This window comes from Lederbergia galactosidilytica (genome assembly GCF_017873565.1).
GTDB lineage: Bacteria > Bacillota > Bacilli > Bacillales > Bacillaceae_C > Lederbergia > Lederbergia galactosidilytica.
Genome location: NZ_JAGGKH010000001.1, coordinates 76430 through 102656, shown reverse-complemented (window position 1 = coordinate 102656; position 26227 = coordinate 76430). Strand labels below are relative to the sequence as shown.

Below are 26227 nucleotides of genomic sequence, written 5' to 3'. Positions count from 1 at the left end.
AGTTTGTCTTGCTATTTGCATAATTATGTATTAAATAGAGGAGAGTTTTAAAATTAAGTAATATAGCTATAATCTAATCTGTAAGTCGGGTAATAGTACTATGGCGTTACGCAATCGGCATATATATGGGATTAAAGAATTTTTCTATCTATTGTAGATCTAAACTAGGGGAGTGTTAGATTTTCCCAATTAGTCATAAAGAGTCGAATAGATCTAACGGAAATAGAATAATAAATTCCTGTTGCAAGCGGATACAATTTTCGCTATATTGATAGTATCAACTAGATCATCATTCTTTTTATTTTTTTGGCTAAATAATGAATGACCATTCATTCAAAAATAAGGAGGAATGTTTTTTGACCTACCGAATTAATAAGGCGGCTGTCATTGGTTCAGGTGTAATGGGGGCGGGAATTGCAGCTCATTTGGCAAATGTGGGGATACCCACTTTATTATTAGATATTGTGCCTAAAGAGGAGAATGGGGATCGTAATCAGCTGGCTAATACGGCATTGAAGAGATTATTAAAGGAAAAGCCAGCTCCTCTTACCCATAAGAAACGATTGTCATTCATTACTCCTGGAAATATGGAAGATGATCTCGAAAAATTAGCGGAAGTCGATTGGATTATTGAAGTGGTTGTTGAAAACCTAGAAGTAAAAAAACAGGTATTAGCTTTGGTTGACAAACATCGCTGTACGGGAAGTATTGTCAGTTCCAATACATCAGGAATTTCGGTTGAAGCAATGACAGATGGGCGTTCTGATGATTTTCGTGCGCATTTCTTAGGTACTCATTTTTTTAACCCTCCGCGTTATTTGAAATTGCTTGAAGTGATTCCCACTAGGGATACAAATCAGGATGTCCTGAATTTTATAAAATGCTTCGGGGAGGATATTCTTGGCAAAGGGGTCGTGGAAGCGAAGGATACCCCGAATTTTATCGCCAATCGAATTGGCACCTATGGTTTGCTTGTAACTGTCCGAGAAATGCGCGCAGCAGGGTTAAGTATCGGAGAAGTAGATTCCATTACAGGGACATTGATTGGGCGGCCAAAAAGTGCTACTTTCCGAACCCTTGATGTGGTCGGGCTTGATACATTTATCCATGTTGCGCAAAATGTTTATGACCAGGTTGAAGGGGCGGAAAAACAAGTCTTTACCGTGCCGGAATTTATGAAGGAAATGCAAAAACACGATTTAATTGGGAGTAAGGCAGGGAAAGGATTTTATTGGAAAAAAGGGAAAGAGATTTTGGAGTTAAATCCGGAAACATTTCAATATGAGCCACGTAAAAAATTAAGAACAACTGGATTAGAAATGGCGAAACAAGCAAAGGGGCTTGAGAACCGCTTAAAAGCCTTGCTTTATTCTGATGACCCTGCAGGACAATTTCTCTGGAAAATTATCGCGCCTGTTCTAGCTATTTCTGCTGAATTGGTTGGAGAGATTGCTGATGATTTGGTGGCGATCGATCAGGCAATGAAATGGGGGTTTGGTTGGAAGAGCGGTCCCTTTGAATTATGGGACGCGATTGGGGTCGAAAGAGCAGCGAAAAAAATGGAGAAGGAAAAGATCCCTGTTCCGCAATGGATTCAAACAATGTTGGCAGCAGGACATTCCTCTTTTTATCGTGAAGAACAAGGAGAACGTAGCTTTTATAAACAGGGCGAATATCGAGCCATTGCAAAGAATCCGAAAGAAATTGATTTACGCTTGCTAAAACAGCAAGGAAAGATCATGAAGAAAAACAGCGGCGCTAATTTAATGGATATTGGAGACGAAGTCCTGTTGTTGGAGTTTCAATCTCCCAATAATGCGATTGGCTTCGATATTATTCAAATGATTCATTCTGCCATTGATGAAGTGGAGAAAAATTATAAAGGTCTCGTGATTGGTAATCAAGGTAAAAACTTTTGTGTAGGTGCTAATCTTGCGATGATTTTAATGGCGGCTCAAGATGACGATGTGTTTGAAGTCGACCTTGTTGTGCGGAAATTTCAAGAAGCAATGCTGCGGATTAAATATAGTGAAAAACCGGTCGTTATCGCCCCATTTGGCATGACACTTGGTGGTGGAGCTGAAGTGAGTCTACCTGCTGCACATATTCAGGCCTCGATGGAAACGTATATTGGCCTAGTGGAAACTGGCGTCGGTCTAATTCCAGGGGGCGGTGGCAATAAGGAGTTATACCTGAAAATATTAAGAAACATTCCTAAGGGAGTTGAGGTGGACTTACAAGCAGTCGCAAATCGCGTTTTTGAAACGATCGCGATGGCGAAAGTCTCAACGTCAGCGGAAGAAGCAATTGAAAATAACTTTTTGTCACAAATGGATGGCATTAGTGTAAATAATGATCATTTGCTATGGGATGCCAAACAAAGAGTGTTGGCTTTATATGAACAAGGCTATCGACCGTCCGAACCAGAGAAAATACCTGTTACAGGCGAAACAGGTTATGCAGCCTTACTAGTGGGGGCGGAAGCGATGAGGCTATCTGGATATATTTCAGAACATGATATGAAAATCGCCAAAAAACTAGCATATGTCATTGCAGGAGGGAATCTTCCGTACGGGACAATGGTGGATGAACAATATTTATTAAATATTGAAAGGGAAGCTTTCATCCAACTTGTGTCAGAGCCAAAGTCTCAACAGCGAATGCAACATATGTTAATGAAGGGAAAGCCACTAAGAAATTGATAGATTCATAGGTAGTGACTTTACGAAACCCATAAAGCATTTGCTAGGCGAATTTGCTCCATTTTATTGAGATATGAGGAGGAATAATATGCAAGAGGCTGTGATTGTTGCCGGGGCCAGAACTCCGGTGGGGAGGGCAAAAAAAGGGACCCTAATGTCTACGCGTCCAGATGATCTCGGTGCTTTAGTTGTAAAAGAAACATTGAAACGAGCAGGTAATTATGATGGGAAGATTGATGATTTGATTATTGGTTGTGCGATGCCTGAAGCAGAACAAGGGATGAATATGGCCAGATATATTGGAGCATTGGCAGGTTTACCTGAAACAGTTCCAGCGATTACAATTAATCGCTATTGTTCATCAGGTCTACAATCTATTGCCTATGCTGCTGAAAGGATTATGTTAGGGCATGCTGACACGATCATTGCTGGTGGGGCTGAATCAATGAGTCTAGTACCAATGATGGGGCATGTCGTACGACCAAATCGCAAAATTGCCGAAACGGCTCCCGAATATTATATGAGCATGGGGCATACAGCAGAGGAAGTCGCAAATCAATACGGAATTACTCGAGAGGAGCAGGATGCTTTTGCCGTTCAAAGTCATCAAAAAGCAGCGAAAGCGATAGAAGAAGGGAAATTTGCGGAAGAAATTATTCCGGTTGAAGTGACTTCACGAACGGTCGATGCAAATTATAAGCTTCAAGAAAAAACAATTTTATTCACTGAGGATGAGGGAGTTCGAGCAGATACGAATTTAGAGGTGCTAGCGACCCTCCGTCCAGCGTTTTCTGTCAAAGGAACGGTGACAGCTGGAAATTCTTCACAAATGAGTGATGGCGCTGCGGCAGTGATGGTTATGGATTATGAAAAAGCGAAAGCACTTGAATTACAACCGCTCGCTAAATTTCGTTCCTTTGCAGTGGCGGGGGTCCCACCAGAAGTGATGGGGATTGGACCGATTGAAGCTGTTCCAAAAGCGTTGAAACTGGCTGGACTAGAATTAGCGGATATTGGATTATTTGAATTAAATGAAGCCTTTGCCTCACAAGCAATCCAGGTCATTCGTGGTTTAGGAATAGATGAACAAATTGTCAACGTGAATGGTGGTGCGATTGCTCTCGGGCATCCACTGGGGTGTACAGGAGCAAAATTAACTTTATCGCTTATCCATGAAATGAAACGACGTAATGTTCAATTTGGCGTCGTAACAATGTGCATTGGCGGAGGGATGGGTGCAGCAGGCGTGTTTGAACTAATCCCCAATTAACGAATAGTGAGAAACCTAGAAAAGCAAATTGGCACACCGGCTGAGAATAGCTGATAAAAAGTTTTACTTATCTAAGGAGGAAATGGCATGGGAAATAAAGTTGAAAAAATCGTGAAAGGCGGAGCCTTTCTAATCGAAGAACTGACTCCTGAACAATTATTTACTCCAGAAGATTATACAGATGAACATAAAATGATTTATAAAACAAGCGATGATTTTGTTAAGAAAGAGGTTTTGCCACAAGTCGAATATTTAGAGAAACATGAGTTTGATCGTTCAGTTCAATTGCTAAAAAAAGCAGGGGAACTCGGCCTTTTAGGAGCTGATGTTCCTGAGGATTATGGTGGCTTAGGATTAGATAAAATCAGTTCTTCTTTAATTGCCGAAGCGATGTCACAAGCTGGTGGATTTTCGATTTCACATGGTGCCCATGTTGGGATTGGCTCATTACCGATCGTTTTGTTTGGTAATGAAGAGCAAAAACAAGCCTATCTACCAGCACTTGCGACAGGTGAGAAATTAGCGGCTTATGCTTTAACAGAACCAGGCTCAGGTTCAGACGCGTTAGGGGCGAAAACAACGGCAAGATTGAACGAAGCTGGAACTCATTATCTTTTAAATGGCGAAAAGCAATGGATTACCAATTCTGCCTTTGCTGATGTCTTTATTGTCTATGCCAAAATTGATGGAGAGCATTTCTCCGCTTTTATCGTTGAACGTGATTTTTCGGGTGTATCTACTGGGCCGGAAGAAAAGAAAATGGGGATAAAAAGTTCATCTACACGAACATTGATCTTAGAAGATGCCGAGGTGCCTGTAGAGAATCTTTTAGGTGAAGCAGGGAAGGGGCACCGGATTGCTTTTAATATCTTAAATATTGGTCGGTATAAGCTTGGGGTCGGGGCTGTTGGTGGCTCTAAGCGTGCTCTAGAAATTACATTAAAATATGCTAATCAACGAAAACAATTTCAAACACCGATCTCCCAATTTAACTTAACAAAAGAGAAATTTGGAACATTGGGTGCGGAACTTTATGCAGCAGAAAGCTCTGTTTATCGAACGGTTGGCTTGTTTGAGGAAAAAATGAGTCAATTAACAGAGGAAGAAGTGAAGGACGGTAGTAAAGTGGCAGAAGCGATTCGCGAATATGCGATTGAATGTTCCTTAAATAAATTTTTCGCTTCAGAAGTATTGGATCATGTCGTGGATGAAGGGGTGCAAATTCACGGAGGCTATGGCTATATGGAAGAGTACGAGATTGAAAGAGCTTATCGAGATTCGCGGATCAATCGAATATTTGAAGGAACCAACGAGATTAACCGCTTACTTGTTCCAGGAACATTTTTAAAAATGGCTTTTAAAGGGGAGCTCCCTTTATTGGAAAAGGCCCAAAACTTACAGGAGGAACTAATGATGTTAATGCCTGAAGAGCCTGGGGATGAACCATTGGAGCAGGAAAGATACTTCGTTACTGGAACAAAAAAGGTTGCTTTAATGATTGCCGGATTAGGTGCTCAAAAATTTGGTCCTAAACTGGAGCAAGAGCAGGAGATTTTAAGTAAAATGGCAGATGTTGTTTCATTGGCCTATGCAATGGAATCAGTTGTCGTTCGGACTGAAAAAGCGATCACAAAGACAGGTGTGGAAAAAAATAAGCAGAAACTTCTTTACACTGAAATCTTTTGCCAAAATGCAATTGCGAAGGTCGAGCAATTGGCTAGGGAAAGTTTAGCGGCTATTGAGGAAGGGGATACTTTCCGAATGATGAATTCTGCCTTGCGCAAATTAATTCGTCATACACCCATTAATAGCATTGCCAAGAAACGAGAAGCGGCTGATCATTTAATTGCTGCTGAACGTTATATTGTATAATTTTGAAAACAGCACGAAGATGAGTGTACTTATCCGTTTGGAGAGTATCCTCATCTTGGTGTTTTTTTAAGAGTTGGGACATTTTTAAATGGTAAGCATCAAAGACGGACGGTGTATTATCATACCGAAATGTACTTACGGCAAGGATTATATGCAATTAGTAGTTCGTTTTTTTTGTGGAAAAGGGGTAGAGCCTAGCTAAAAGATTTCTATCCATCACATTATGAGTAAAAAAGAAGGGAAGCACACTTCATCATGAAACCGAAGTGCCGTCACTCACCGCCTAGTATAAGCGGGAACCTGTTTTATCATTTTCCATGTGTAGGTTACGAAAAAACACTGTTGTCCCACCCCTCCTTTACTTAGTCTGACTTTGACTAAATTCTTGAAGCATTCTTCTAAGTGATTACTCAAAAGCTTACATTCTGTATGAATCACAATTGTATGTTATAATCAGTGCAATTATATTTGGATTGGAGAGATATGAGTGGCCTTACGTTTTTATTGGTATCCAAAATGTGGGACATGCCGAAATGCTAAAAAATGGCTAGATGAGCATGGATTAGAATATGAAGAAATACATATTGTCGAGCAAACTCCATCCCAGGATGAATTAGCGCAATTATATCAAACAAGTGGTTTACCATTAAAAAAGTTTTTTAATACAAGTGGGAAAAAATATCGGGAGCTTGGGTTGAAAGACAAGGTTGGAACAGCTTCACAAGATGAATTACTGAAAATACTTTCTAGTGATGGCATGTTAATCAAAAGGCCGATTGTAACAGATGGTCAGTCTGTGACTGTTGGATTTAAAGAAGAGGAATTCAACAATACTTGGGCCAAGTAAATGAACGGTTTTTTCGTAGAACAGATGGATTGAAATCAGCTTGATCAAACAGATCTTCTTGATTTCATAAACGTCTTTTTGTACATTACTATTATTAGCGATAGCACTTGGAGGGATCGAGATGAATATACCAAAGGAATTACGCTATTCAGATGAACATGAATGGGTAAAAGAAGAAGGCGAACGAGTAAGAATCGGTATTACGGAATTTGCTCAAGATGAATTAGGTGATATCGTATTTGTAGAACTTCCTGAAGTAGGAGACGAGGTAACAGCGAATGAACCATTTGGAAGTGTAGAATCGGTTAAAACCGTTTCTGAGCTTTATTCACCGCTCAGTGGGAAAGTGCTTGAAGTCAACACGGAGCTAGATGATAATCCTGAATTTGTGAACGAATCACCGTATGAAAAAGCATGGATGATTGTCATTGAACCATCAGATAAAAGTGAAATGGACAAACTTATGACCGCAGAAAAATATGCGGAAATGACGAGTGAAGAATAAAAAGTCAGCCCTTCAAAGCAGGGTTTGCCTTTCTTAATTGATCGCATACCGTTATAAGAGGCTGGGACATAATGAAAATGTTTAACTCTAAAGACGAACACTGCACTACCTAGCGAAGGGAATTTTTGCAGCGGGTTATTTCCACGATGGTAGTTCGGTTTTTTCTTTGGTAAAACACTTATGCCCTAGCCTCTTTATATTTTTTAAAAGAGAAGGTACTTATCTTTCAAACACGAGTGTGCCATTCTCCAAAAGGATGATTTCATGAAAGAATGTACAAAGGATGAAATAATCAAAGCAATAGAAAAAAGAGAATCAGTGATCTTATATTTTTACACCCCTTTATGCGGAACTTGCCAAGTGGCTGGGAAAATGTTGGGAATTGTAGAACAAATGATAAAGGAACCGCCATTTAAAAAAGCAGATTTGAACTATTTGCCGGAAATAGCTAAACGATTTTCAATTGAAAGTGTTCCTTGTCTGATTCAACTGAACGAAGGAGAAGTTCAAAACAAAATTTATGCTTTTCACTCTGTACCTTATCTTTACGAAAAATTAAAATAATTTTATCCAAGTCAAAAAGTCCTCAAGTCATTCGGGACTTTTTGTTCTTTTATCTAGTGCTTTCGGTAGAGTTTGGTAAATGAACATTTTTGCACAAAAATGTGGTTTAACCTTGATGGCATACGGGAAACGGCTTGAACATTTTAGTATTTTCTATTTTATTATTTGTTTTTTTTCGTTTATAATAGGGAACGTGAAAAGGGTAATTAAAAAATGACCTTATAGGGTCGTTCAAAAAGTCCGGTAAAATTGGAAATTACTGGAAGGTAAAATCTTGGCTAAGTTGCGACATATCCTATGGCGAATAGGAGTCATTACTTATAAGTCTGTTTTATAGGATAAGATTTTTTACCTAACCGCAAACTCCTTAAGGGGATCGCGGAAGTCAAAAACTTAGCAGATCCAGTTCGATTTTTGCCCCTTTTTGAACTTACTTTATGAAGGTCAAAAAATGAAAGGATTGGTTCCTAATTAATCCCTTAAAGTTTGAGTACACAGATGGTATGGAAAAAGCGATGCATGCGGCGCATGGAGTTGGCTACGAAATTTACAAAAGAAAACATGACATTCGTATGACGATTGAGAAAAAACGAGAAAAAGACTACTTGCGTTCTCAAAGAGTAGCATCGGATTTAGAACGGAAAATTCATGTTTAAGAAACCATCTAAATGAACAAAATAAACGTATAAACCTAGATTAATAAGGTTGGCATTTTATTTGCCAACCTTTTTTATCTGCTTTTTTTATGGAAAGTAAAACGGAAGGAAAAACTCCCCTAGTTGATAATAATTTTAAAATGGTTTAAGATGGGATAGGAGTAAAAGAGAAGAAATACTCATTCAAATAAGAAAATCACAATCTCGATACGGAGGTATGATCATGGCTTCAACATTAGTAATTAAAGATCTTCATGTGGAGATCGAAGGTAAAGAGATTTTAAAAGGGGTAAACCTAGAAATAAAGGGTGGAGAAATTCACGCAGTTATGGGTCCTAACGGGACAGGAAAATCAACATTGGCATCCGCAATTATGGGCCATCCAAAATATGAGGTAACAAAAGGATCTATACATTTAGACGGAAAAGATGTATTAGAAATGGAAGTTGATGAGCGTGCGCTTGCGGGACTTTTCTTAGCAATGCAATACCCAAGTGAAATCAGCGGTGTAACGAATGCCGATTTCCTTCGTTCTTCCATTAATGCACGTCGTGAAGAAGGAAACGAAATTTCCTTAATGAAGTTTATTAAAGAAATGGATAGCAAGATGGAATTACTAGAGATGGATCCTGATATGGCGCAACGCTATTTAAATGAAGGATTCTCTGGTGGGGAAAAGAAACGTAATGAAATCCTACAATTAATGATGATTCAACCGGCCATTGCGATCCTTGATGAGATTGATTCTGGTCTTGATATTGACGCATTAAAAATTGTTTCTAAAGGGATTAATGAAATGCGCTCAAGTGATTTCGGCTGCATGATCATTACTCACTATCAACGTCTTCTAAATTATATCACTCCTGACAAAGTGCATGTAATGATGCAAGGTCGTGTTGTAAAATCTGGTGGTCCAGAACTTGCACAAAAACTAGAAGCACAAGGTTACGATTGGATTAAAGAAGAACTAGGAATTGAAGACGAAACAGTTGGTCAAGAAGCATAAGTGTTAGGAGGATCATAATGACAATTGATACGAAAATGGCAATCGATCAAGACTACATCCGCTCCTTCTCGACTGAAAAAGGCGAGCCTGCTTGGTTAACAGATCTTAGATTAAAAGCATTGGCGCTTGCGGATGAAATACCGATGCCAAGACCCGATAAAACAAGAATCACTAAATGGAATCTTACGGATTTTAATAAGCATCAGGCAGAGGGAAAAGTAATTCAATCTTTAAATGACCTGCCTGAAATTGCAAAAAATGTTGTTCATGTCGAAAATGCGAATAAAAATTTATATGTTCAACATAATCAAACAGCTTCCTATTTGACTCTTTCTGATGAATTGAAGGATCAAGGTGTTATTTTCACAGATATCGAGACTGCTGCCAAAGAACATGGCGAGCTTTTGCAAAAATATTATATGAAGGATGCTGTAAAGGTCGACGAACATAAATTAACAGCTCTTCATGCGGCTCTAATGAATGGTGGAGCATTCCTTTATGTTCCTAAAAATGTCGAAGTAAAAGAACCGATTCAATCTGTGTTTATTTTTGATGATCAGGAAGCGGCTATGTTTAATCATGTGCTTGTTGTAGCGGATGATAATAGTTCGGTTACCTATGTCGAAAACTATCTTTCTGTTACAGATGAGACGAACGGTATTTTCAATATCATCTCTGAAGTTGTAGCTGGAAACAATGCCAAAGTCGTTTATGGTGCTGTTGATACACTTGCAAAAGGTTCCACAACTTATGTGAACCGTCGTGGTATTACAGGACGTGACGCAACACTAGATTGGGCATTAGGGATGATGAATGATGGAGATACCATCTTTGAGAATATAACAGACCTAATTGGGGATGGTTCCAATAGTAACGCGAAAACCGTTGTAGTAGGAACAGGTAAGCAAACACAAAACTTTACTACAAGTATTGTTCACCACGGAAAAGAGACAGAAGGTTTCATTCTGAAGCACGGTGTGATGAAGGATTCTTCATCTTCTATCTTTAATGGAATTGGAAAAATTGAAAAAGGTGCATCAGGCGCTAATGCGGAGCAAGAATCACGTGTTTTAATGCTAAGTGAAAAAGCCCGTGGAGATGCAAACCCAATTCTTCTGATTGATGAAGATGATGTAATGGCGGGACATGCTGCTTCCGTTGGCCGTGTAGATGAAATGCAACTTTACTATCTTATGAGTCGCGGAATCTCTAAAGCAGATGCGGAACGCTTGATCATTCATGGTTTCCTTGCACCTGTGGTGGAGAAATTGCCTATTGAATCTGTTAAAAATCAATTAACAGCGATCATCGAGAGGAAAGTTAAGTAATGAAATATTCAGAGGTTCGCCAATACTTCCCGATTCTCGATCAAGAAGTCAACGGACACCCGCTTGTGTACCTGGATAGTGCTGCGACCTCACAAAAACCGGTGCAAGTGATTGAAGCACTGGATCGTTATTACCGTGAGTATAATTCGAATGTGCATCGGGGAGTCCATACATTGGGCACCCGTGCAACCGATCAATATGAGGGAGCACGAGAAAAGGTTCGGAAATTTATCAATGCCCCATCGACTGAAGAAGTTATTTTTACAAGGGGAACAACGACTTCTTTAAATACTGTTGCAGCAAGTTTCGGTAGAGCGAATCTTGAAGAAGGTGATGAAATTGTGATTTCCTATATGGAGCATCACAGTAACATTATTCCATGGCAACAGGTTGCGAAAGAGAAAAAAGCAGTTTTAAAATATATTCCCTTACAAAAAGATGGGACAATTGATCTTGAGGATGCGCAGAATACCATCACATCGAAGACAAAAATTGTTTCAATTATGCATGTTTCCAATGTATTAGGGACAATTAATCCGATTAAAGAATTGGCTGCCATTGCTCATCAAAATGGAGCGATTATGGTAGTGGATGGTGCGCAAAGCGCTCCTCATATGAAAATAGATGTACAGGATTTAAACTGCGACTTCTTTGCCTTCTCTGCTCATAAAATGTGCGGTCCTACAGGCATTGGTGTATTGTACGGCAAAAAAGAATTGCTAGAGGATATGGAGCCGGTGGAATTCGGTGGTGAGATGATTGACTTTGTTGGGCTTCAAGAGTCAACATGGAAGGAGCTTCCATGGAAATTTGAAGCAGGAACACCGATTATTGCGGGCGCGATTGGGCTTGGAGCAGCAATCGACTTTCTTAATGAGATTGGTCCAGATGAAATTCTCGCGTATGAGCATCGTTTAGCTGCCTATGGTATGGAAAAAATGTCTTCTGTAGCAGGATTAAAAATCTATGGACCAGAACAAGCTGAACAACGTGCTGGAGTGATCACTTTCAATTTGGATGATGTTCACCCTCATGATGTAGCTACTGTTCTAGATGCGGAAGGAATTGCAGTTCGAGCAGGTCATCATTGTGCACAACCCTTGATGAAATGGTTAGATGTTTCAGCAACAGCAAGAGCGAGCTTTTATTTATATAACACGGAACAAGACATTGACAGGCTTGTAGATGGCTTAGTCAAAACAAAGGAGTATTTCACGAATGTCTTTTAGTAATCTTGATCAACTCTACCGACAAGTCATAATGGATCATTACAAAAATCCGCGTAATAAAGGCAGCCTAGAGGATGGAAATCTCACTATTGACATGAATAATCCAACATGTGGAGATCGAATTCATCTTACCATGAAGGTTGAGGATGGCAAGGTGACAGATGCCAAGTTTGAAGGGGAAGGCTGTTCCATTTCAATGGCATCTGCCTCCATGATGACGCAAACGATTATTGGAAAAGATGTGGAAACAGCTTATAAGCTCTCCCATGTTTTTTCTGAAATGATTCAGGGCAAGGAATATGATGAAGAAGATCTTGATCTTGGCGATATGGAGGCCTTGCAAGGCGTCTCCAAGTTTCCGGCCCGAATTAAATGTGCCACACTTGCGTGGAAGGCAATGGAAAAAGGATTAAATGAATAAATATTCAGTAAGTTTTTCTTGCTAAATAGTAGAGGCTAGGTTCGTAATGTTTGTGGCATGGCAAATTACGATGATCCATCGCTCCACTTGCATTATGACTACCTGTAATTCTCAAAGCCTTTGAACCTGTATTTTGCAGGTCTAATTTCTAGAATGGAGGAATGAAGAATGGCGAAAAAAGCACCGTTGATTGGCGATTATAAATATGGTTTCCGTGACAAAGACGTTTCCATTTTTCGTTCAGAACGGGGATTAACGAAAGAGATCGTAGAAGAAATCTCCAGAATGAAAGAAGAGCCAGAGTGGATGTTAGAATTTCGCTTAAAATCTCTTGAGCAATTTTACCAAAAGCCAATGCCTCAATGGGGCGGAGATTTAAGTGGGTTGAATTTTGATGAAATTACGTATTATGTAAAACCATCTGAACATACTGAACGGTCTTGGGATGAAGTTCCTGAAGAAATCAAGCAAACTTTTGATAAGCTAGGAATTCCGGAAGCCGAGCAAAAATATTTGGCTGGGGTTTCTGCTCAATATGAATCAGAAGTTGTATACCACAATATGAAAGAAGACCTTGAAGAGATGGGAATTGTCTTTAAGGATACCGATTCCGCGCTTAAGGAAAATGAGGATATTTTCCGTGAGCACTGGGCAACAGTTATTCCACCAGCAGATAACAAATTCTCTGCATTGAATTCTGCTGTTTGGTCTGGGGGATCTTTCATTTATGTTCCACCAGGTGTAAAAGTAGATACACCACTTCAAGCTTATTTCCGTATTAACTCGGAAAACATGGGGCAATTTGAGCGTACACTGATCATCGTGGATGAAGGGGCATCTGTCCACTATGTAGAAGGTTGTACAGCGCCTGTTTACACAACGAACTCCCTTCATAGTGCTGTTGTAGAGATCATTGTGAAAAAAGGTGGTTATTGCCGTTATACGACTATTCAAAACTGGGCAAATAACGTGTATAACCTAGTTACAAAGCGTGCAGTTTGTCATGAAAATGCGACAATGGAATGGATCGATGGTAATATCGGTTCTAAATTAACTATGAAATATCCATCCGTGCTATTGATGGGAGAAGGTGCACGTGGTATGACACTTTCGATCGCAATGGCTGGTAAAGGCCAACACCAAGATGCTGGTGCGAAAATGATGCATTTAGCGCCAAATACATCTTCTTCCATTGTTTCTAAATCTATCTCTCAACATGGTGGAAAAGTATCATACCGTGGGATTGTCCATTTTGGCCGTAAAGCGGATGGTGCTCGTTCAACAATTGAGTGTGATACGATCATCATGGATGACAAATCTACTTCAGATACAATTCCATACAATGAAATCTTGAATGACAATATTTCATTGGAGCATGAGGCGAAAGTATCGAAAGTTTCTGAAGAACAGCTTTTCTATCTCATGAGCCGTGGAATTAGCGAACAAGAAGCAACTGAAATGATCGTTATGGGCTTCATTGAACCATTTACAAAAGAACTACCAATGGAATATGCTGTTGAAATGAACCGTCTAATCAAGTTTGAAATGGAAGGTTCGATTGGTTAATACAAATTTATGCAAGGCAGATTTTCTTTAGTGGAGGAGGCGAACTTTTGAAGTTCGTCTTTTCTATGATGTCTAAACATACCGCGGTTGTATTAATAGATTAATGACTTCCCAATCTGATACGTATTTTTGAGGAAAGAGGAAGACTCGTAGCTTTAGATTAAATGAAATCATAACGATCTGTTGGATTGCTTAAATCATGAAAAAAGGAAAGTCGCTAGCAGCCTTGGCGACTTTTTCTATGCCATTTTTGACCATATCGATAAATTAAAGAAGTAAGATCATTAATTGCGATTGAAGGAATTAGTGTCGCGTTCCGAGTATACATGCTATAGATAGATCGAAAACAAAAAGGTAAGTACAACAATCTTACTTAATGAGCAAGGCTTAAATAGGCCTTGCTCTTTTTTCAATTTTACAGGTTATAAGCCTGTACGAATGATACTTAAACCGCATCTTATAAAGAAAGGAGAGGATATTGATGGTTTCAATTAAGAAACAATTAGTAGCCGTTCGCTCCCTTACATCAGGAGTCGGAAATCCATGTAACTACATCACTATCCACGAAACAGCTAATACGGTAAAAGGAGCTAATGCTCAATCCCATGCTAATTTACAGTCTAAAGGAAATAGTCGCCTGGCATCATGGCATTACCAAGTCGATGATAAGGAGATTATTCAATCGTTTCTTGATAATGTGCAGTGTTGGCATGCAGGGGATGGTCAAGGAAAAGGGAATATGGAATCGATTGCGATTGAAATCTGTGTGAATTCGGATGGTAATTTTAAAAAGGCAGTCAAAAATGCGGCTGAGCTTGTTAAGTATCTTATGAAGCAACATAGCATCCCTATTGGAAATGTAGTACAACATAATCGTTGGAGTGGAAAGGATTGTCCACAGAACCTTAGACATGGTTCCAAGGGGATTGATTGGAATGACTTTATCGGATTGGTGAAAGGGAGCACAGGCGTTCATGTTCCTACACAAGAGGTAGGGTCGGTTGTCGTGACAAAACCATCATCGACTGAATACAAAGGAAACTCGATTGTAGACTATCTTAACAGTAAAGGAATTGATTCAAGTACCACGAATCGAAAAAAGCTTGCCAAGGAATATGGGATATCTGGGTATGACTTATCTATCGCTAAAAATCTTGAACTATTAAATGCTATGCGAAATGGTAAAAAGCCAGCTACATCTACACCAACACCTAGTCCAGAAAAGCCAAAGACGAACGAATATAAAGGTAACAGTATTGTGGACTATCTTAACAGTAAGAAAATCGATGCATCTTTTGCAAATCGTAAAAAGTTAGCTAATCAATATGGGATCAAAAATTATACAGGAACTTCAGCGCAAAACACACAGCTTCTTAATAAAATGCGGAATGGAGCTGCTCCTAAACCTACAAGCAAACCTAAAGGAGACCAAAAGACTAGCAGTATTGTCGATTATCTCAATTCCATCAAGGACGATGCATCTTTTGCAAATCGTAAAAAGTTAGCTAATCAATATGGGATCAAAAATTATACAGGAACTTCAGCGCAAAACACACAGCTTCTTAATAAAATGCGGAATGGAGCTGCTCCTAAACCTACAAGCAAACCTAAAGGAGACCAAAAGACTAGCAGTATTGTCGATTATCTCAATTCCATCAAGGTCGATGCTTCTTTTGCGAATCGTAAAAAGTTAGCAGCTAAGTATGGGATTAAGAATTATACAGGTACAGCCTCACAAAATAATCAGTTGCTTAAGAAAATGCGTGGATAAATAAAAAGAATTGTCCAATCAGTTTTCAATAACAAAGCAAGAAAAATGAATAAACCTCACTACTTTTTCTATTGTTGAATAAATGCTCAGAAAATCGCCAAAAACGGTGGCATGCTTTCTGAAAGGGTGTCACCGTTTTTGGCGACTATTCTTTAGTCAGGAAATTGCATATCTTTCATTACCCAACACCTGATTGTGATGATCAATGATCTATTGAGCAGCTAAGATATTTGAATTCCATGTTCGGTGGACATCTTTGATAAGTGTAACATGATCGCCAAGACTAAATGCATGGAGAATCGTAGCATCGGTATAATATTCATTCTGATTTCCAACGACAATAAGATTTTGGCTTTGCTTTGATACAAGTTTTTCCAGAAGCTCGGTTTTATGAAAGGAATCAGATGTATGCTTTTGGATGACAATATCTCCTTCATGGGGAACAATTAAAGAATGAATTTCCCAAAGCGGTGTTCCACTTATGAATTCTTCATCATTATGTTGAATAAAAAAGACGGGCATATTATCAGGATGTGTCTTATTCATTACGTCCTGAAGATTTTTAAGGAGGCTTTCTCCCTCGTATTTTGGGTTGGTTTTGGCAAACATAGCATTTTGAACGTCTATAACCAGCAAAGCCGTCTTTTCTATTTTTAACCTTTCCCATTATTCTCGCTAATTTAGAACCGTTACATCTCATCTTTTAGATTAATGCTGGATGGAACGAAGATCTGCTTCATTTCAGCATCGTGATTTGAAATATTCTGGGATATTTTTCCATTGAATAAAGAACGCATGTTTGTGTATAATATATAAAAACAAACGTTCGGGGGTTGTCGCTCATGAATAATCTATTGAAAAGAGCATGTAATCATAAAACTCCAATACAAATTATCTATATAGATAGTCAAAATCACTTATCTCAACGGACTATCAAGGTTTTGGCCATTACAAATACGTTTATAAAAGCGTATTGCTATAGCAAAAGGCAATTTCGCACTTTTAAAATGGAAAACATCTTATCAGTTGGAAAGAAGGCTGTATGATGCAAAGAATAATTTTCCTTGTGGATATGCAATCATTTTATGCCTCCGTGGAAAAGGTAAGGGATAGTTCTCTGCAACATCAACCTGTGATTGTAGCGGGAGATCCAGAACGTCGAAGTGGAATTGTACTGGCCGCATGTCCGTTAGCAAAGAAGCATGGCATCACGACTGCAGAAACTTTAGGATCAGCTTTATATAAATGTCCTGAAGTTCAAGTAGTGCGTCCGCATATGCAACTTTATATCGATGTATCGATACAAATTAGCAAAATCATGGAACAGTTTACTGATCTTGTTGAGCCTTTTAGTATTGATGAACAATTTATGGATGTAACAGGTAGCCGGGCGTTATTTGGTGATCAGTTTGAAATAGCTAAAAAGGTGCAAGCAAAAATAATGATGGACACAGGCATTTATGCAAGGGTAGGAATAGGACCCAATAAAATTCTTGCTAAAATGGCTTGTGATAATTTCGCCAAAAAGAATAAGGATGGGATTTTTCGATTAGATCAAAATAATATCGATAAACTTTGGAAACTTTCTGTCGGAAAGATGTTTGGGGTCGGTAGTAAGATGAAGAGACATCTAAATGGGATGGGGATCACTACAATTGGTGGGTTAGCTAATTTCCCGGTTAAACTATTAAGAAAGCGATGGGGGATTAACGGGGAAGTATTATGGAGATCGGCCAACGGGATAGATTATTCGCCTGTCACTGTAAAAACACATGATCAGCAAAAGGCTGTCGGCCATCATATGACATTGCCGAGAGATTATAACGATTTAGATGAAATTAAAGTAGTATTATTGGAGCTTTGTACAGAGGTAGCTAGGAGGTGCCGATTAAAGGGATATATGGGCACTACAATAACTTGTGGAGTGAGGGGAGCTAATTTTGACTATCCTACGGGATTTCATCGGCAGACCACTTTGCCCTTTGCCACTGATTATGATCTAGACATTTTTAAGGCTGCCTTTAATCTTTTACAACAGTTTTGGGACAATGAGCCAATAAGGAGTCTTGGAGTTAGTCTTTCAAATCTGCAACCATCAAACAATTATCAATTTGACCTATTCAATAATTATTTGTTAAAAGAAAGCTTAAACAATGCGTTTGACACTGTGTGGGATAAATATGGACGTACGGCTTTATTTAGAGCCTCATCTTTAACAGCTGCTGGACAGGCGAGTGAGAGGGCCGCAAAAATTGGTGGCCATTATAAATAAAATTACATACAAAGGAAAATAAATACAGAGAGCTGATTATATTAAGAAGGGATTCTACCTAACCAAAAAAGCAAGGAAAATGAATGAGTTTCAATTCATTTTCTATTAAGGAATACATTTCTAGAAAATCGCCACAAATGGCGACATGCCAACGGGAAAATAGTATCAGCTTCTCTAGCGGCAGGCTTAAAGCGCAACATCTAAGGGTCCTACTGATGACCGTCACGAAAAAGAGGGAGGAGAACAACGTGTTGCTCCGTCAAAATACATCCTTGTACATGCCTTTATGACCAATTCCGTGTTGGTCTGAGGCTGAAGCTCTAAGTACGCAGACTAAATGCGCGCTATCCTAGCGCAACGCCTGCATGACCTATGTCCTGTAGGCCCACTGCAAGGGAATCTTTTCGGCGATTTTCGACTTTTGAGCTAACCCCTTTAATTGTGGGTCATTAAAAAAATAGTCTGTCTGAATTAATCCAGGCAGACTGTTTTTACGAATGAATGGAAAAAGTTTCCTCAATGAAGCTTAAGCTTTTTCAATCTTAACGCATTTAAAACGACAGACACGGAGCTAAATGCCATAGCAGCTCCGGCGAGCCAAGGAGCTAAAAGACCAAGCATGGCAAAGGGGATCATGACGAGATTATAGAGAAAAGCCCAAAGAAAGTTTTGCTTGATATTGGTCATCGTTTTTTTACTGATTTGAATGGCATCAACGAGACGGTGGAGGTCCCCTTGAATGATGGTGACATCTCCGGATTCGATAGCGATATCTGAGCCACTACCAATGGCAATCCCAATATCAGCAACAGCGAGAGCAGGTGCATCGTTCATGCCGTCTCCAACCATAATGACTTTTTCGCCCTTCTTCTGTAAGCTCTGGATAATGTGCGCTTTATCGATGGGACTTAAACCTGTTTGCAGTTTTTGGATGCCTACTTGTTTGGCAACTGCCATACCGGTGTATGGATTGTCACCTGTTAATAATATTGGTTTTAGTCCTAATCGTTTTAAACGTGCGACAGCTGGCGCAGAAGAATTTCTTAATTGATCAGCCACAGCAATAATCCCAGCGAAATGAGTATCAATCCAAATAATCATCACAGTTTTTCCTGCTGACTCCAGCTTTTTCACTTGTTGCTTTTGGTTATTCGATAAAGAATGAAGTTGATAGGAAGGGTTAGCAATGACTACTTTTTTTCCAAGCACTTTTGCTTCTACGCCATGCCCAGGAATCGTTTGTACTTGTTCAGCAGTTGGCAGGGAGGGGAGAATGGATTGTACATGGCTAACGATCGCTTTTGCGATTGGATGATTAAACCCTTGTTCTACAGCTCCTACTAGCTTTAATACTTCTTCCTGTTGTTGAGAATCAATCTGGATATTTGTTACATGTGGCTTCCCTTCCGTCAGAGTGCCTGTTTTATCTAAAATAATTGTGCGGCATTTCCCTAATACTTCTAGGTTTTTTCCTTCTTTAAATAAAATTCCCATTTGGGCAGCCCGTCCACTGCCAACCATAACAGAGGTAGGTGTAGCTAAGCCAAGTGCGCATGGGCAAGCAATAATCAATACAGCAATCGTCTTCTCCAAAGCAGTCCCCAATTGATCCGGTTGTAAAGATAAATACCATATTAAGAATGTCATCGTTGCAATAATAAGCACAATGGGCACAAAGATCGCTGTTATTTGGTCAGCAGTCTGTTGGATCGGAGCTTTGGAGTTTTGGGCCTCTTCGACAATTTGAATAATTTGCGATAATGTTGTTTCACTTTCTTTCGTCGTTACTTTCACTCTTAATAAGCCATGGTGATTGATTGTTCCTGCATAGACAGGGGAACCCATGGCTTTCTCAACAGGAATACTTTCTCCCGTTAATAAAGACTCATTCACCATGGTTGAGCCGAAGATGACTTCCCCATCAATCGGTATTTTTTCCCCGGCTTTAATAATTAAAATATCACCAGGGACCAGTTGTTGAACCGGTGAAGGGAATTCTCTACCATTTTCATAAAGAGTAGCTGTTTTCGTTTGTAATTGATAAAGGTTTTTGAGTGCTTCCGTTGTTTTTAATTTTGTCTTCGCTTCAAGTAACTTTCCTAATAATATAAAAGTAATGATAAAAGCACTTGTTTCAAAATATAAAACAGGGGGCGGCATGGTTGATTGTAATGTTGTAAACGTTAGATAATGACTATAGAAAAAGGCGGCGGAAGTACTTAGGACAACTAGTACATCCATATTAGCATGTCCGCTTTTTACCGCCTTCCATGCGCGTTCATAAAACGGAAAACCAATGATAAACTGAATCGGAATGGTAAGGATTAATTGCAATAAAGGCTCTGTTAGAAGAGCGGGAACTTGGATGAATGAAGCCCATGTAAAATGATCAAACATTGCCCAAGCAAGCGGGATAGTCAGTAGAGCAGATAAGAAAAATCTCTGTTGTAGTTTTTTAATTTCTTTGTATGGATTGCCTTCTGTAGAGAGTTTTGCGATGGCTTTGGCCTCAAAGCCAATTTTGCGAATTTTGTCGAAGATTTCTTTAAGGTTTGTCCGCTTTTTGTAAAAGGTAACTCGTCCTTTTTCTGTTGCAAGATTAACATGAATATCTTTTACACCATCTATCTTAGAGATGGTCTTTTCAATTCTCGTTGCACATGCAGCACAGTGCATACCTGTAACAGAGAAATATTTGGTTTCTTCCATAAATTTTTCTCACCAACTTTTTCCAACCTATTGTTATAGTCTATTGGCAATCTAAGATAGTTAGAACATTTCCACCATCAATTCATATTCAGATTATAGTTCTAAGTGTTAAAAATGAGAGATTCGTAGAGACAAGTTCATCGATGTTATAATGTATAAGGAAGGATCAGTGCAAATGGTAGTGATAGAACAGAGTTGAGTTTGACAAGGGCGATTATATCTCGTAAAAGGATTCAAAACGGCGTTAGAAACAACACGAAGTGCCTTTGGCCTATAAAGGCGACATGCTTTTATTTAAAAAGACTTGTCTTTCAATTTATGTTGATATTTGCTATAGTTTTTATTAATTATTTTTAAGCTAGCTAGGAAGTGGACGAATGATTGAAAGGATTCATATTTACCATACGAATGATGTACATAGCCATTTTGAATATTGGCCAAGAATCCAATCGTTTTTGCTAGAGAAGCAACAATTACATAAGGCGGCTGGAGAGGAAGTTTTCCTATTTGATATTGGCGATTTCTCTGATCGCTGGCATCCCTTCACAGAAGGAACAAAGGGAAAAGGAAATACAGAGTTGTTAAATGAGACTGGATATCATGCCGTGACAATTGGCAATAACGAAGGGATTACGTTCGGGCATGAAGATCTAGCAGAATTATATAAAGAAGCTGAATTTGACGTGCTGGTCGCTAATTTGTACGAAGCTGAGCAAGTTCGTCCTGAATGGTGTCTGCCCTATAAAATTTATGAAACAAGAAAAGGAACAAAAATGGGTGTAACGGCTGTGACAACTTATTATCAACAGTTATACAACTTACTTGGTTGGGAGTTGACTGAGCCCTTCACAGAACTTGAAATCCAATTAAATCGGATGAAGGAAGAAACAGACGTTTTGATCGTTTTATCACATTTAGGTATTCATGATGATAATAAACTGTCGGAATTATTTCCACAAATTGATTTAATTTTAGGCTCACATACCCATCATTATTTTATGGAAGGGGAAAAGGTAAATCAGACGATGATGGCGGCAGCTGGGAAACACGGCCGATTTGTTGGCTACGCGCAACTACAAGTAGATCTCCTACAACAAACTCGCCCATTGATAAAAGCGCAGCTATTTGAATCCCGGTTTTTGTCAGCTGTGCAAAACGAAGAAAAAATCATCCAGCATTATATGGATATTGGCAAAACACAGTTAGATGAGACTGTGACAATAATCAATAAACCACTTGTATATTCATGGACCGAACCATCAGAGCTTGCGTCATTACTTTGTGATGCTGTTCATGAGTGGTGTGATGCAGAATGCACAATCATTAATTCTGGTTTGGTTTTAACAGATTTACAAAAGGGAAGAGTGACAAAATTCCATTTGCATCAGATGCTCCCCCATCCGATTAATCCTTGTACAGTTGAAATTTCTGGAGCTGAGTTAAAGGAGATCATTCTCGAAGCAGAAAGAGAAGATTGGCCAGAGGTTGAAGTGATTGGACTAGGATTTCGCGGCAAGGTTATGGGAAAATTTGTCTACCGAGGAATTGAAGTGGATAAGGAAGAATTACAAGTACTCATTAATGGGGCACCGATTAATCCCGAGCGGTTGTATAAGCTAGGCACTGTGGACTTATTTACATTTGGAAAATACTTCCCTGGTATTAAACGTTCACCTGATAAAACATATTTTATGCCAGAATTTTTGCGTGATATTATGGCTTGGAAATTAAAGAAGATTTCTCGGTGATTGGATTTAGCTATGGAGAGTTATCGCCTATAGGTTGAGCAGGTATTTTGGGTTCAACTAATTCACGCATTTCTCATACATATAACTATGAGAAGGGGTGATAAAGATGGTGTCGATTGAGCCTTTAATAATTGCTGGCAAGACTTTTATAGCTACATCTGTCTCGCTGCCCAAAACAACATTGCTGACGATTTCTAATGATAAGGGCTATATCATGTGTGGGGCACTTGATGTTGGTTTGTTAAATAATAAGTTAGTGGATCGAAAAATAATTGCTGGGCGTGCAGTCGGAGTCAAAACGATTGATCAATTACTGCATGCCCCATTAGAATCAGTGACAGTGGAAGCGGAAACATTAGGGATTACAGTGGGAATGATTGGAAAGGATGCCTTATTAAAAATGAGTTAAATGGCAAAAAATAGATTGGAAAATTAGATGGATTTGCGCTAAATCCTTTCTCTTGTGCATATATTGACGAGAGGAGGGATTCTTTTGGCTCGATTTCGTGCAAAACATAGGCAACGGGGTCCATTACCCTTTCGATATGTACTATTGCTATCTTTTGTTTTTTTTGTTTTTTCAACAGTATTGGGATTATGGATTGTGAATAAGGGAATTAAACCAACTTTAATCAGTTATGCGGAGTCACAAACAGGGAAAATTGCGCCGATGGTAGTTACCAAAGCGGTGAAAGATGTTCTTCCTGAGGTAAAGGATCTTTCAGAAGTGACGGAAATGGTTCCAGATGGAAATGGTCGGACAACCGTACAATATCGGACAGATGTGATTAACGAGATTCAAGCAGAATTGTCAAAAGAGATTCAATTAAATTTGAATGAAGCGGAAAGGGGCAATTTGGAGCCACTGGAAATGGAAACGGGAATTGAAATTGATTATGATAAATTAAATGAGGAAGAAGGGATTTCCTATTCTTTCCCACTTGGGCAAGCAACTAATAATGCTTTATTAGGTAATTTGGGTCCGAAAATTCCTATTCGTTTCTCCTCTGTAGGGAATGTGCAGACAAATGCTGAACATAAGGTTGAGCATTATCCTATTAATAATATTTTTATTACAGTCATAGTGGCTGTAGAGGTAAATGTGCAAATCATTATCCCCTTTGGAACGGAAACGGCTGTTGTAAAACAAGATGTACCAATTGCGATGGGATACTATCCAGGTGATGTCCCACAGTTTTATAATGAGGGGCAAGGGTTAAATCCTTCGATTGAGTTACCAAAATCACAACCAACGGAGTAGAATAATGGTAAATATTAGTTTGTTCTGTAATTGGGATTACGTTTGCCAAGGACAATGCTATAGTGATATACTATTAAAAAGATAATTAAATAGAACCTTATCAAGTCGGATGAGGTAGAGGCGCAAAAGGCATCAGTAACATATTTGAGGATGACAACGATGAACATATGTGAAAGGGTCTTTTGCCGAAGTCGAACTTGTGTCAACCAAGTTTTGATTGGTGTTGCTTTGAAAAAAAGTAACACTCTCATATTTTAGCGTTTTTTAGTGTGTGTTCACTTTTTATTAGCCTTTTTGAACATCCTATTTCGCTGAATATGGGGAGCTACAGATCACGATGGAGTTACCCAATACAAGAGTAATGGTAGTCCTCTATCATTGCTCTTTTTATTTTGTTTTCAGAAATGGGAAGAAGCTCCAACGCCAGGGATTGTTTGAATAAATGATACTCCATTCAACAATTCAATTAAATATGATCCTAGCTCTTGCTTCATTGACATTACCTTTATAAAGGTGTGTGGTTGTTTATTATAGTGGTAGAAACTGTAATTGGGTTTCCCATAAAGATTTGAAGAAGAGGAGAACATAAATGGAACATTCTATTTTATCAATTATCCCACCAATCCTTGCGATTGTAATGGTGATTTTAACGAAAAGGGTATTGCTTTCCTTAGGTACAGGAATTATAGCATCAGCTTTATTATTAGGGAAAGGAAGTATCAGTGAAACCTTCTTGATTTTTTGGTCCGCTGTAAAAGGAGTTTTTCTTGAGGCAGAGGGCTTAAACTCATGGAATATTAACCTAATTTTATTCTTATTGTTACTAGGAGTAATTACCTCCTTGATTAATATGACAGGGGGGAGCCGAGCTTTTGGAGAATGGGCAACAACGAAAGTGAAATCACGAGCAGGGGCGCAATTATTAGCAGCTTTTCTAGGTGTTATTATTTTCATTGATGACTATTTCAATGCATTGGCCGTTGGACAAGTTGCTCGTCCAATTACAGATCGACATCAAATATCAAGAACTAAGCTTGCCTATATTATTGACTCAACATCTGCTCCAATTTGTGTCATCTCACCAATTTCGAGTTGGGGCGCCTTTATTATTGGAATCATTGCTACTGTATTAGCTTCACATGGGCTGGATGATATATCTGCTTTTACTGCTTTTATCGAGATGATCCCTATGAATTTATATGTGTGGACAAGCCTGCTTTTTGTGTTTATTATTGCCATTCGCGGCTTGGATTATGGAAGTATGAAAAAGCATGAGGAACGAGCGATTGCGACGGGAGTTTTATATGATCCAGACAAAGTCATTTCCGGTGAAGTGAAAGAAAATTTACCAGTAAGTGATAAAGGAAAAGTGCGTGACTTGATCTGGCCGATTATTGCTCTTTTTGTTGGAACCCTTTCTGCGATTATTATTAGTGGCTTACATGAAACTACCGGAAAAGCAAGCTTGATGGATATTTTCGGTAATGCGGATGTAGCCCTTGCGTTAGTTGTTGGCGGTCTATTGGGATTAGTTGTTGGAATGCTTTCCTTTTACCGGCAAGTGTTTAAACATAATGCTCTTCAGGCTAATTGGATGGTTAAAGCCTTTAAATCAGGTGTACAGTCAATGTTATCGGCGGTGATGATTTTATTATTTGCATGGGTGATTATTGATTTAATTGAACAATTAGGAACAGGCTTATATTTGGGTGGTTTGGTTGAAAGATCGAATTTAAATCCTATTTTCCTACCGGTAATCTTATTTTTAGGTGCAGCTGTTATGGCGTTTGCAACAGGCACATCATGGGGAGCATTTGGGATTTTGCTGCCAATAGCTGGACAAATTATTGCGGTCACAGATATGGCTCTCTTCTTACCAGGATTGGCTGCCGTCTTAGCTGGGGCTGTAATGGGTGATCATTGTTCACCGATTTCCGATACAACGATTTTATCGGCTACAGGCGCAGGATGTAACTTAATGGATCATGTATTAACTCAGTTACCTTATGCAATATCTGCAGCAATCATTTCTTGTTTGGGATATATCGTCATTGGATGGACAGAAAAAACAATATTTGGATTGCTCACTGTTGGCATCTGTGTTTTTCTTTTCTTTTTTATGCTCGATCGGCGAAAAAAAAGGGCACAAATATAAGGGGTTTTTACAAATAGGGGAGTTGGATAGGAATGTCCAAACTCCTCTTTTCATTTGTCTCAAAAGGATATGGGCCAAAACGACGTTGTGACGCAGGATGTACTAGTGCAGACGGTGCAACAGGACAGCGCGATTTGAGACTGCCACCAGGAAGGAACGCCATTAGCCGTTCGTCATTTAAACAGGCGCCTTTCGCTTTTCTAATGTCTAGCTCTAGGTGCCATCGGCTTGAGGCTCGTAGGAGCGAGTCCATCGGCGTTGCGCCACGAGGGCGCAAACTTAGCCGATGTTCTGCTTCATAACCTGAACCCCTGAAAGGAAAAACACCTTTCCTTGGTTCAGAAC

At 39.1% G+C, this 26227-nt stretch carries 20 protein-coding genes and 1 riboswitch; of the genes, 18 read left to right on the top strand and 2 right to left on the bottom strand.

The window, feature by feature from the left end; all coding sequences use genetic code 11:
• Positions 1–356 precede the first annotated feature (356 nt).
• The 13 genes from J2Z23_RS00460 (at position 357) to J2Z23_RS00400 (ending at position 15737) form a co-directional block, all read left to right on the top strand.
• Positions 357–2702, top strand: a complete 2346-nt coding sequence (locus J2Z23_RS00460) for a 3-hydroxyacyl-CoA dehydrogenase/enoyl-CoA hydratase family protein (RefSeq protein ID WP_209972911.1) — start codon at positions 357–359, stop codon at positions 2700–2702.
• Positions 2703–2790: 88 nt separating this feature from the next.
• Positions 2791–3972: an acetyl-CoA C-acetyltransferase gene (locus J2Z23_RS00455; RefSeq protein WP_064468602.1), complete on the top strand. Its 1182-nt coding sequence runs from the start codon at positions 2791–2793 to the stop codon at positions 3970–3972.
• 87 nt (positions 3973–4059) lie between these two features.
• Entirely contained in the window at positions 4060–5844 is a 1785-nt protein-coding gene (locus J2Z23_RS00450) for an acyl-CoA dehydrogenase family protein (RefSeq protein ID WP_064468601.1), read from the top strand.
• Between the two features lie 487 nt (positions 5845–6331).
• Positions 6332–6691, top strand: a complete 360-nt coding sequence (locus J2Z23_RS00445) for an arsenate reductase family protein (RefSeq protein WP_057984181.1) — start codon at positions 6332–6334, stop codon at positions 6689–6691.
• A gap of 121 nt (positions 6692–6812) precedes the next feature.
• Positions 6813–7196 (top strand): glycine cleavage system protein GcvH, encoded by a 384-nt coding sequence (gene gcvH / locus J2Z23_RS00440; protein ID WP_057994869.1) that lies wholly within the window; start codon positions 6813–6815, stop codon positions 7194–7196.
• Between the two features lie 264 nt (positions 7197–7460).
• A complete protein-coding gene (locus J2Z23_RS00435; RefSeq protein WP_057984186.1) occupies positions 7461–7760 on the top strand; it encodes a thioredoxin family protein in 300 nt (99 codons plus the stop codon).
• Between the two features lie 503 nt (positions 7761–8263).
• On the top strand, positions 8264–8416 hold the full coding sequence (locus J2Z23_RS00430) for a YuzK family famiily protein (RefSeq protein WP_191967478.1): 153 nt from the start codon (positions 8264–8266) through the stop codon (positions 8414–8416).
• A gap of 220 nt (positions 8417–8636) precedes the next feature.
• Complete coding sequence (gene sufC, locus J2Z23_RS00425; protein WP_174517072.1) at positions 8637–9422, top strand: Fe-S cluster assembly ATPase SufC; 786 nt, start codon at positions 8637–8639, stop codon at positions 9420–9422.
• 17 nt (positions 9423–9439) lie between these two features.
• Positions 9440–10750: a Fe-S cluster assembly protein SufD gene (sufD, locus tag J2Z23_RS00420; protein ID WP_057984190.1), complete on the top strand. Its 1311-nt coding sequence runs from the start codon at positions 9440–9442 to the stop codon at positions 10748–10750.
• Positions 10750–11979 (top strand): cysteine desulfurase, encoded by a 1230-nt coding sequence (locus tag J2Z23_RS00415; RefSeq protein WP_209972909.1) that lies wholly within the window; start codon positions 10750–10752, stop codon positions 11977–11979. The genes sufD and J2Z23_RS00415 overlap by 1 nt, the downstream gene beginning before the upstream one ends.
• Positions 11969–12400: a Fe-S cluster assembly sulfur transfer protein SufU gene (sufU, locus tag J2Z23_RS00410; RefSeq protein WP_057984195.1), complete on the top strand. Its 432-nt coding sequence runs from the start codon at positions 11969–11971 to the stop codon at positions 12398–12400. The genes J2Z23_RS00415 and sufU overlap by 11 nt, the downstream gene beginning before the upstream one ends.
• Before the next feature lie 168 nt (positions 12401–12568).
• Entirely contained in the window at positions 12569–13966 is a 1398-nt protein-coding gene (sufB, locus tag J2Z23_RS00405) for a Fe-S cluster assembly protein SufB (RefSeq protein WP_057984197.1), read from the top strand.
• A gap of 481 nt (positions 13967–14447) precedes the next feature.
• A complete protein-coding gene (locus tag J2Z23_RS00400) occupies positions 14448–15737 on the top strand; it encodes an N-acetylmuramoyl-L-alanine amidase (protein WP_238482543.1) in 1290 nt (429 codons plus the stop codon).
• Positions 15738–15947: 210 nt separating this feature from the next.
• On the opposite strand, the gene J2Z23_RS00395 is transcribed toward J2Z23_RS00400, so the two are convergent.
• Positions 15948–16373, bottom strand: coding sequence for an isochorismatase family protein (locus J2Z23_RS00395; protein WP_083492353.1), 426 nt, complete (start codon positions 16371–16373; stop codon positions 15948–15950).
• A gap of 406 nt (positions 16374–16779) precedes the next feature.
• On the opposite strand from J2Z23_RS00395, the gene J2Z23_RS00390 reads away from it, so the two are divergent.
• On the top strand, positions 16780–18009 hold the full coding sequence (locus J2Z23_RS00390) for a DNA polymerase IV (RefSeq protein ID WP_064468598.1): 1230 nt from the start codon (positions 16780–16782) through the stop codon (positions 18007–18009).
• Between the two features lie 516 nt (positions 18010–18525).
• On the opposite strand, the gene J2Z23_RS00385 is transcribed toward J2Z23_RS00390, so the two are convergent.
• Positions 18526–20718: a heavy metal translocating P-type ATPase gene (locus J2Z23_RS00385; protein ID WP_209972903.1), complete on the bottom strand. Its 2193-nt coding sequence runs from the start codon at positions 20716–20718 to the stop codon at positions 18526–18528.
• Positions 20719–21095: 377 nt separating this feature from the next.
• On the opposite strand from J2Z23_RS00385, the gene J2Z23_RS00380 reads away from it, so the two are divergent.
• The 4 genes from J2Z23_RS00380 to J2Z23_RS00365 all read left to right on the top strand — a co-directional run bounded on the left by J2Z23_RS00380 (position 21096) and on the right by J2Z23_RS00365 (position 25882).
• On the top strand, positions 21096–22466 hold the full coding sequence (locus tag J2Z23_RS00380) for a bifunctional metallophosphatase/5'-nucleotidase (RefSeq protein WP_057984205.1): 1371 nt from the start codon (positions 21096–21098) through the stop codon (positions 22464–22466).
• Between the two features lie 106 nt (positions 22467–22572).
• Entirely contained in the window at positions 22573–22875 is a 303-nt protein-coding gene (locus tag J2Z23_RS00375; protein ID WP_057984207.1) for a YunC family protein, read from the top strand.
• 84 nt (positions 22876–22959) lie between these two features.
• A complete protein-coding gene (gene yunB / locus J2Z23_RS00370; protein ID WP_057984209.1) occupies positions 22960–23727 on the top strand; it encodes a sporulation protein YunB in 768 nt (255 codons plus the stop codon).
• Positions 23728–23834: 107 nt separating this feature from the next.
• A riboswitch (Lysine riboswitch) is annotated at positions 23835–24063 on the top strand.
• A gap of 253 nt (positions 24064–24316) precedes the next feature.
• A complete protein-coding gene (locus J2Z23_RS00365) occupies positions 24317–25882 on the top strand; it encodes a Na+/H+ antiporter NhaC family protein (protein ID WP_057984211.1) in 1566 nt (521 codons plus the stop codon).
• Positions 25883–26227 lie beyond the last annotated feature (345 nt).

Bases quoted from the DNA above. Each gene is read 5' to 3' on its own strand.
- J2Z23_RS00455 (WP_064468602.1), top strand. From the start codon at position 2,791: ATGCAAGAGGCTGTGATTGTTGCCGGGGCCAGAACTCCGGTGGGGAGG.
- J2Z23_RS00450 (WP_064468601.1), top strand. From the start codon at position 4,060: ATGGGAAATAAAGTTGAAAAAATCGTGAAAGGCGGAGCCTTTCTAATC.
- gcvH (WP_057994869.1), top strand. From the start codon at position 6,813: ATGAATATACCAAAGGAATTACGCTATTCAGATGAACATGAATGGGTA.
- J2Z23_RS00435 (WP_057984186.1), top strand. From the start codon at position 7,461: ATGAAAGAATGTACAAAGGATGAAATAATCAAAGCAATAGAAAAAAGA.
- J2Z23_RS00430 (WP_191967478.1), top strand. From the start codon at position 8,264: ATGGAAAAAGCGATGCATGCGGCGCATGGAGTTGGCTACGAAATTTAC.
- sufD (WP_057984190.1), top strand. From the start codon at position 9,440: ATGACAATTGATACGAAAATGGCAATCGATCAAGACTACATCCGCTCC.
- J2Z23_RS00415 (WP_209972909.1), top strand. From the start codon at position 10,750: ATGAAATATTCAGAGGTTCGCCAATACTTCCCGATTCTCGATCAAGAA.
- sufU (WP_057984195.1), top strand. From the start codon at position 11,969: ATGTCTTTTAGTAATCTTGATCAACTCTACCGACAAGTCATAATGGAT.
- sufB (WP_057984197.1), top strand. From the start codon at position 12,569: ATGGCGAAAAAAGCACCGTTGATTGGCGATTATAAATATGGTTTCCGT.
- J2Z23_RS00400 (WP_238482543.1), top strand. From the start codon at position 14,448: ATGGTTTCAATTAAGAAACAATTAGTAGCCGTTCGCTCCCTTACATCA.
- J2Z23_RS00390 (WP_064468598.1), top strand. From the start codon at position 16,780: ATGATGCAAAGAATAATTTTCCTTGTGGATATGCAATCATTTTATGCC.
- J2Z23_RS00385 (WP_209972903.1), bottom strand. From the start codon at position 20,718: ATGGAAGAAACCAAATATTTCTCTGTTACAGGTATGCACTGTGCTGCA.
- J2Z23_RS00380 (WP_057984205.1), top strand. From the start codon at position 21,096: ATGATTGAAAGGATTCATATTTACCATACGAATGATGTACATAGCCAT.
- J2Z23_RS00375 (WP_057984207.1), top strand. From the start codon at position 22,573: ATGGTGTCGATTGAGCCTTTAATAATTGCTGGCAAGACTTTTATAGCT.
- J2Z23_RS00365 (WP_057984211.1), top strand. From the start codon at position 24,317: ATGGAACATTCTATTTTATCAATTATCCCACCAATCCTTGCGATTGTA.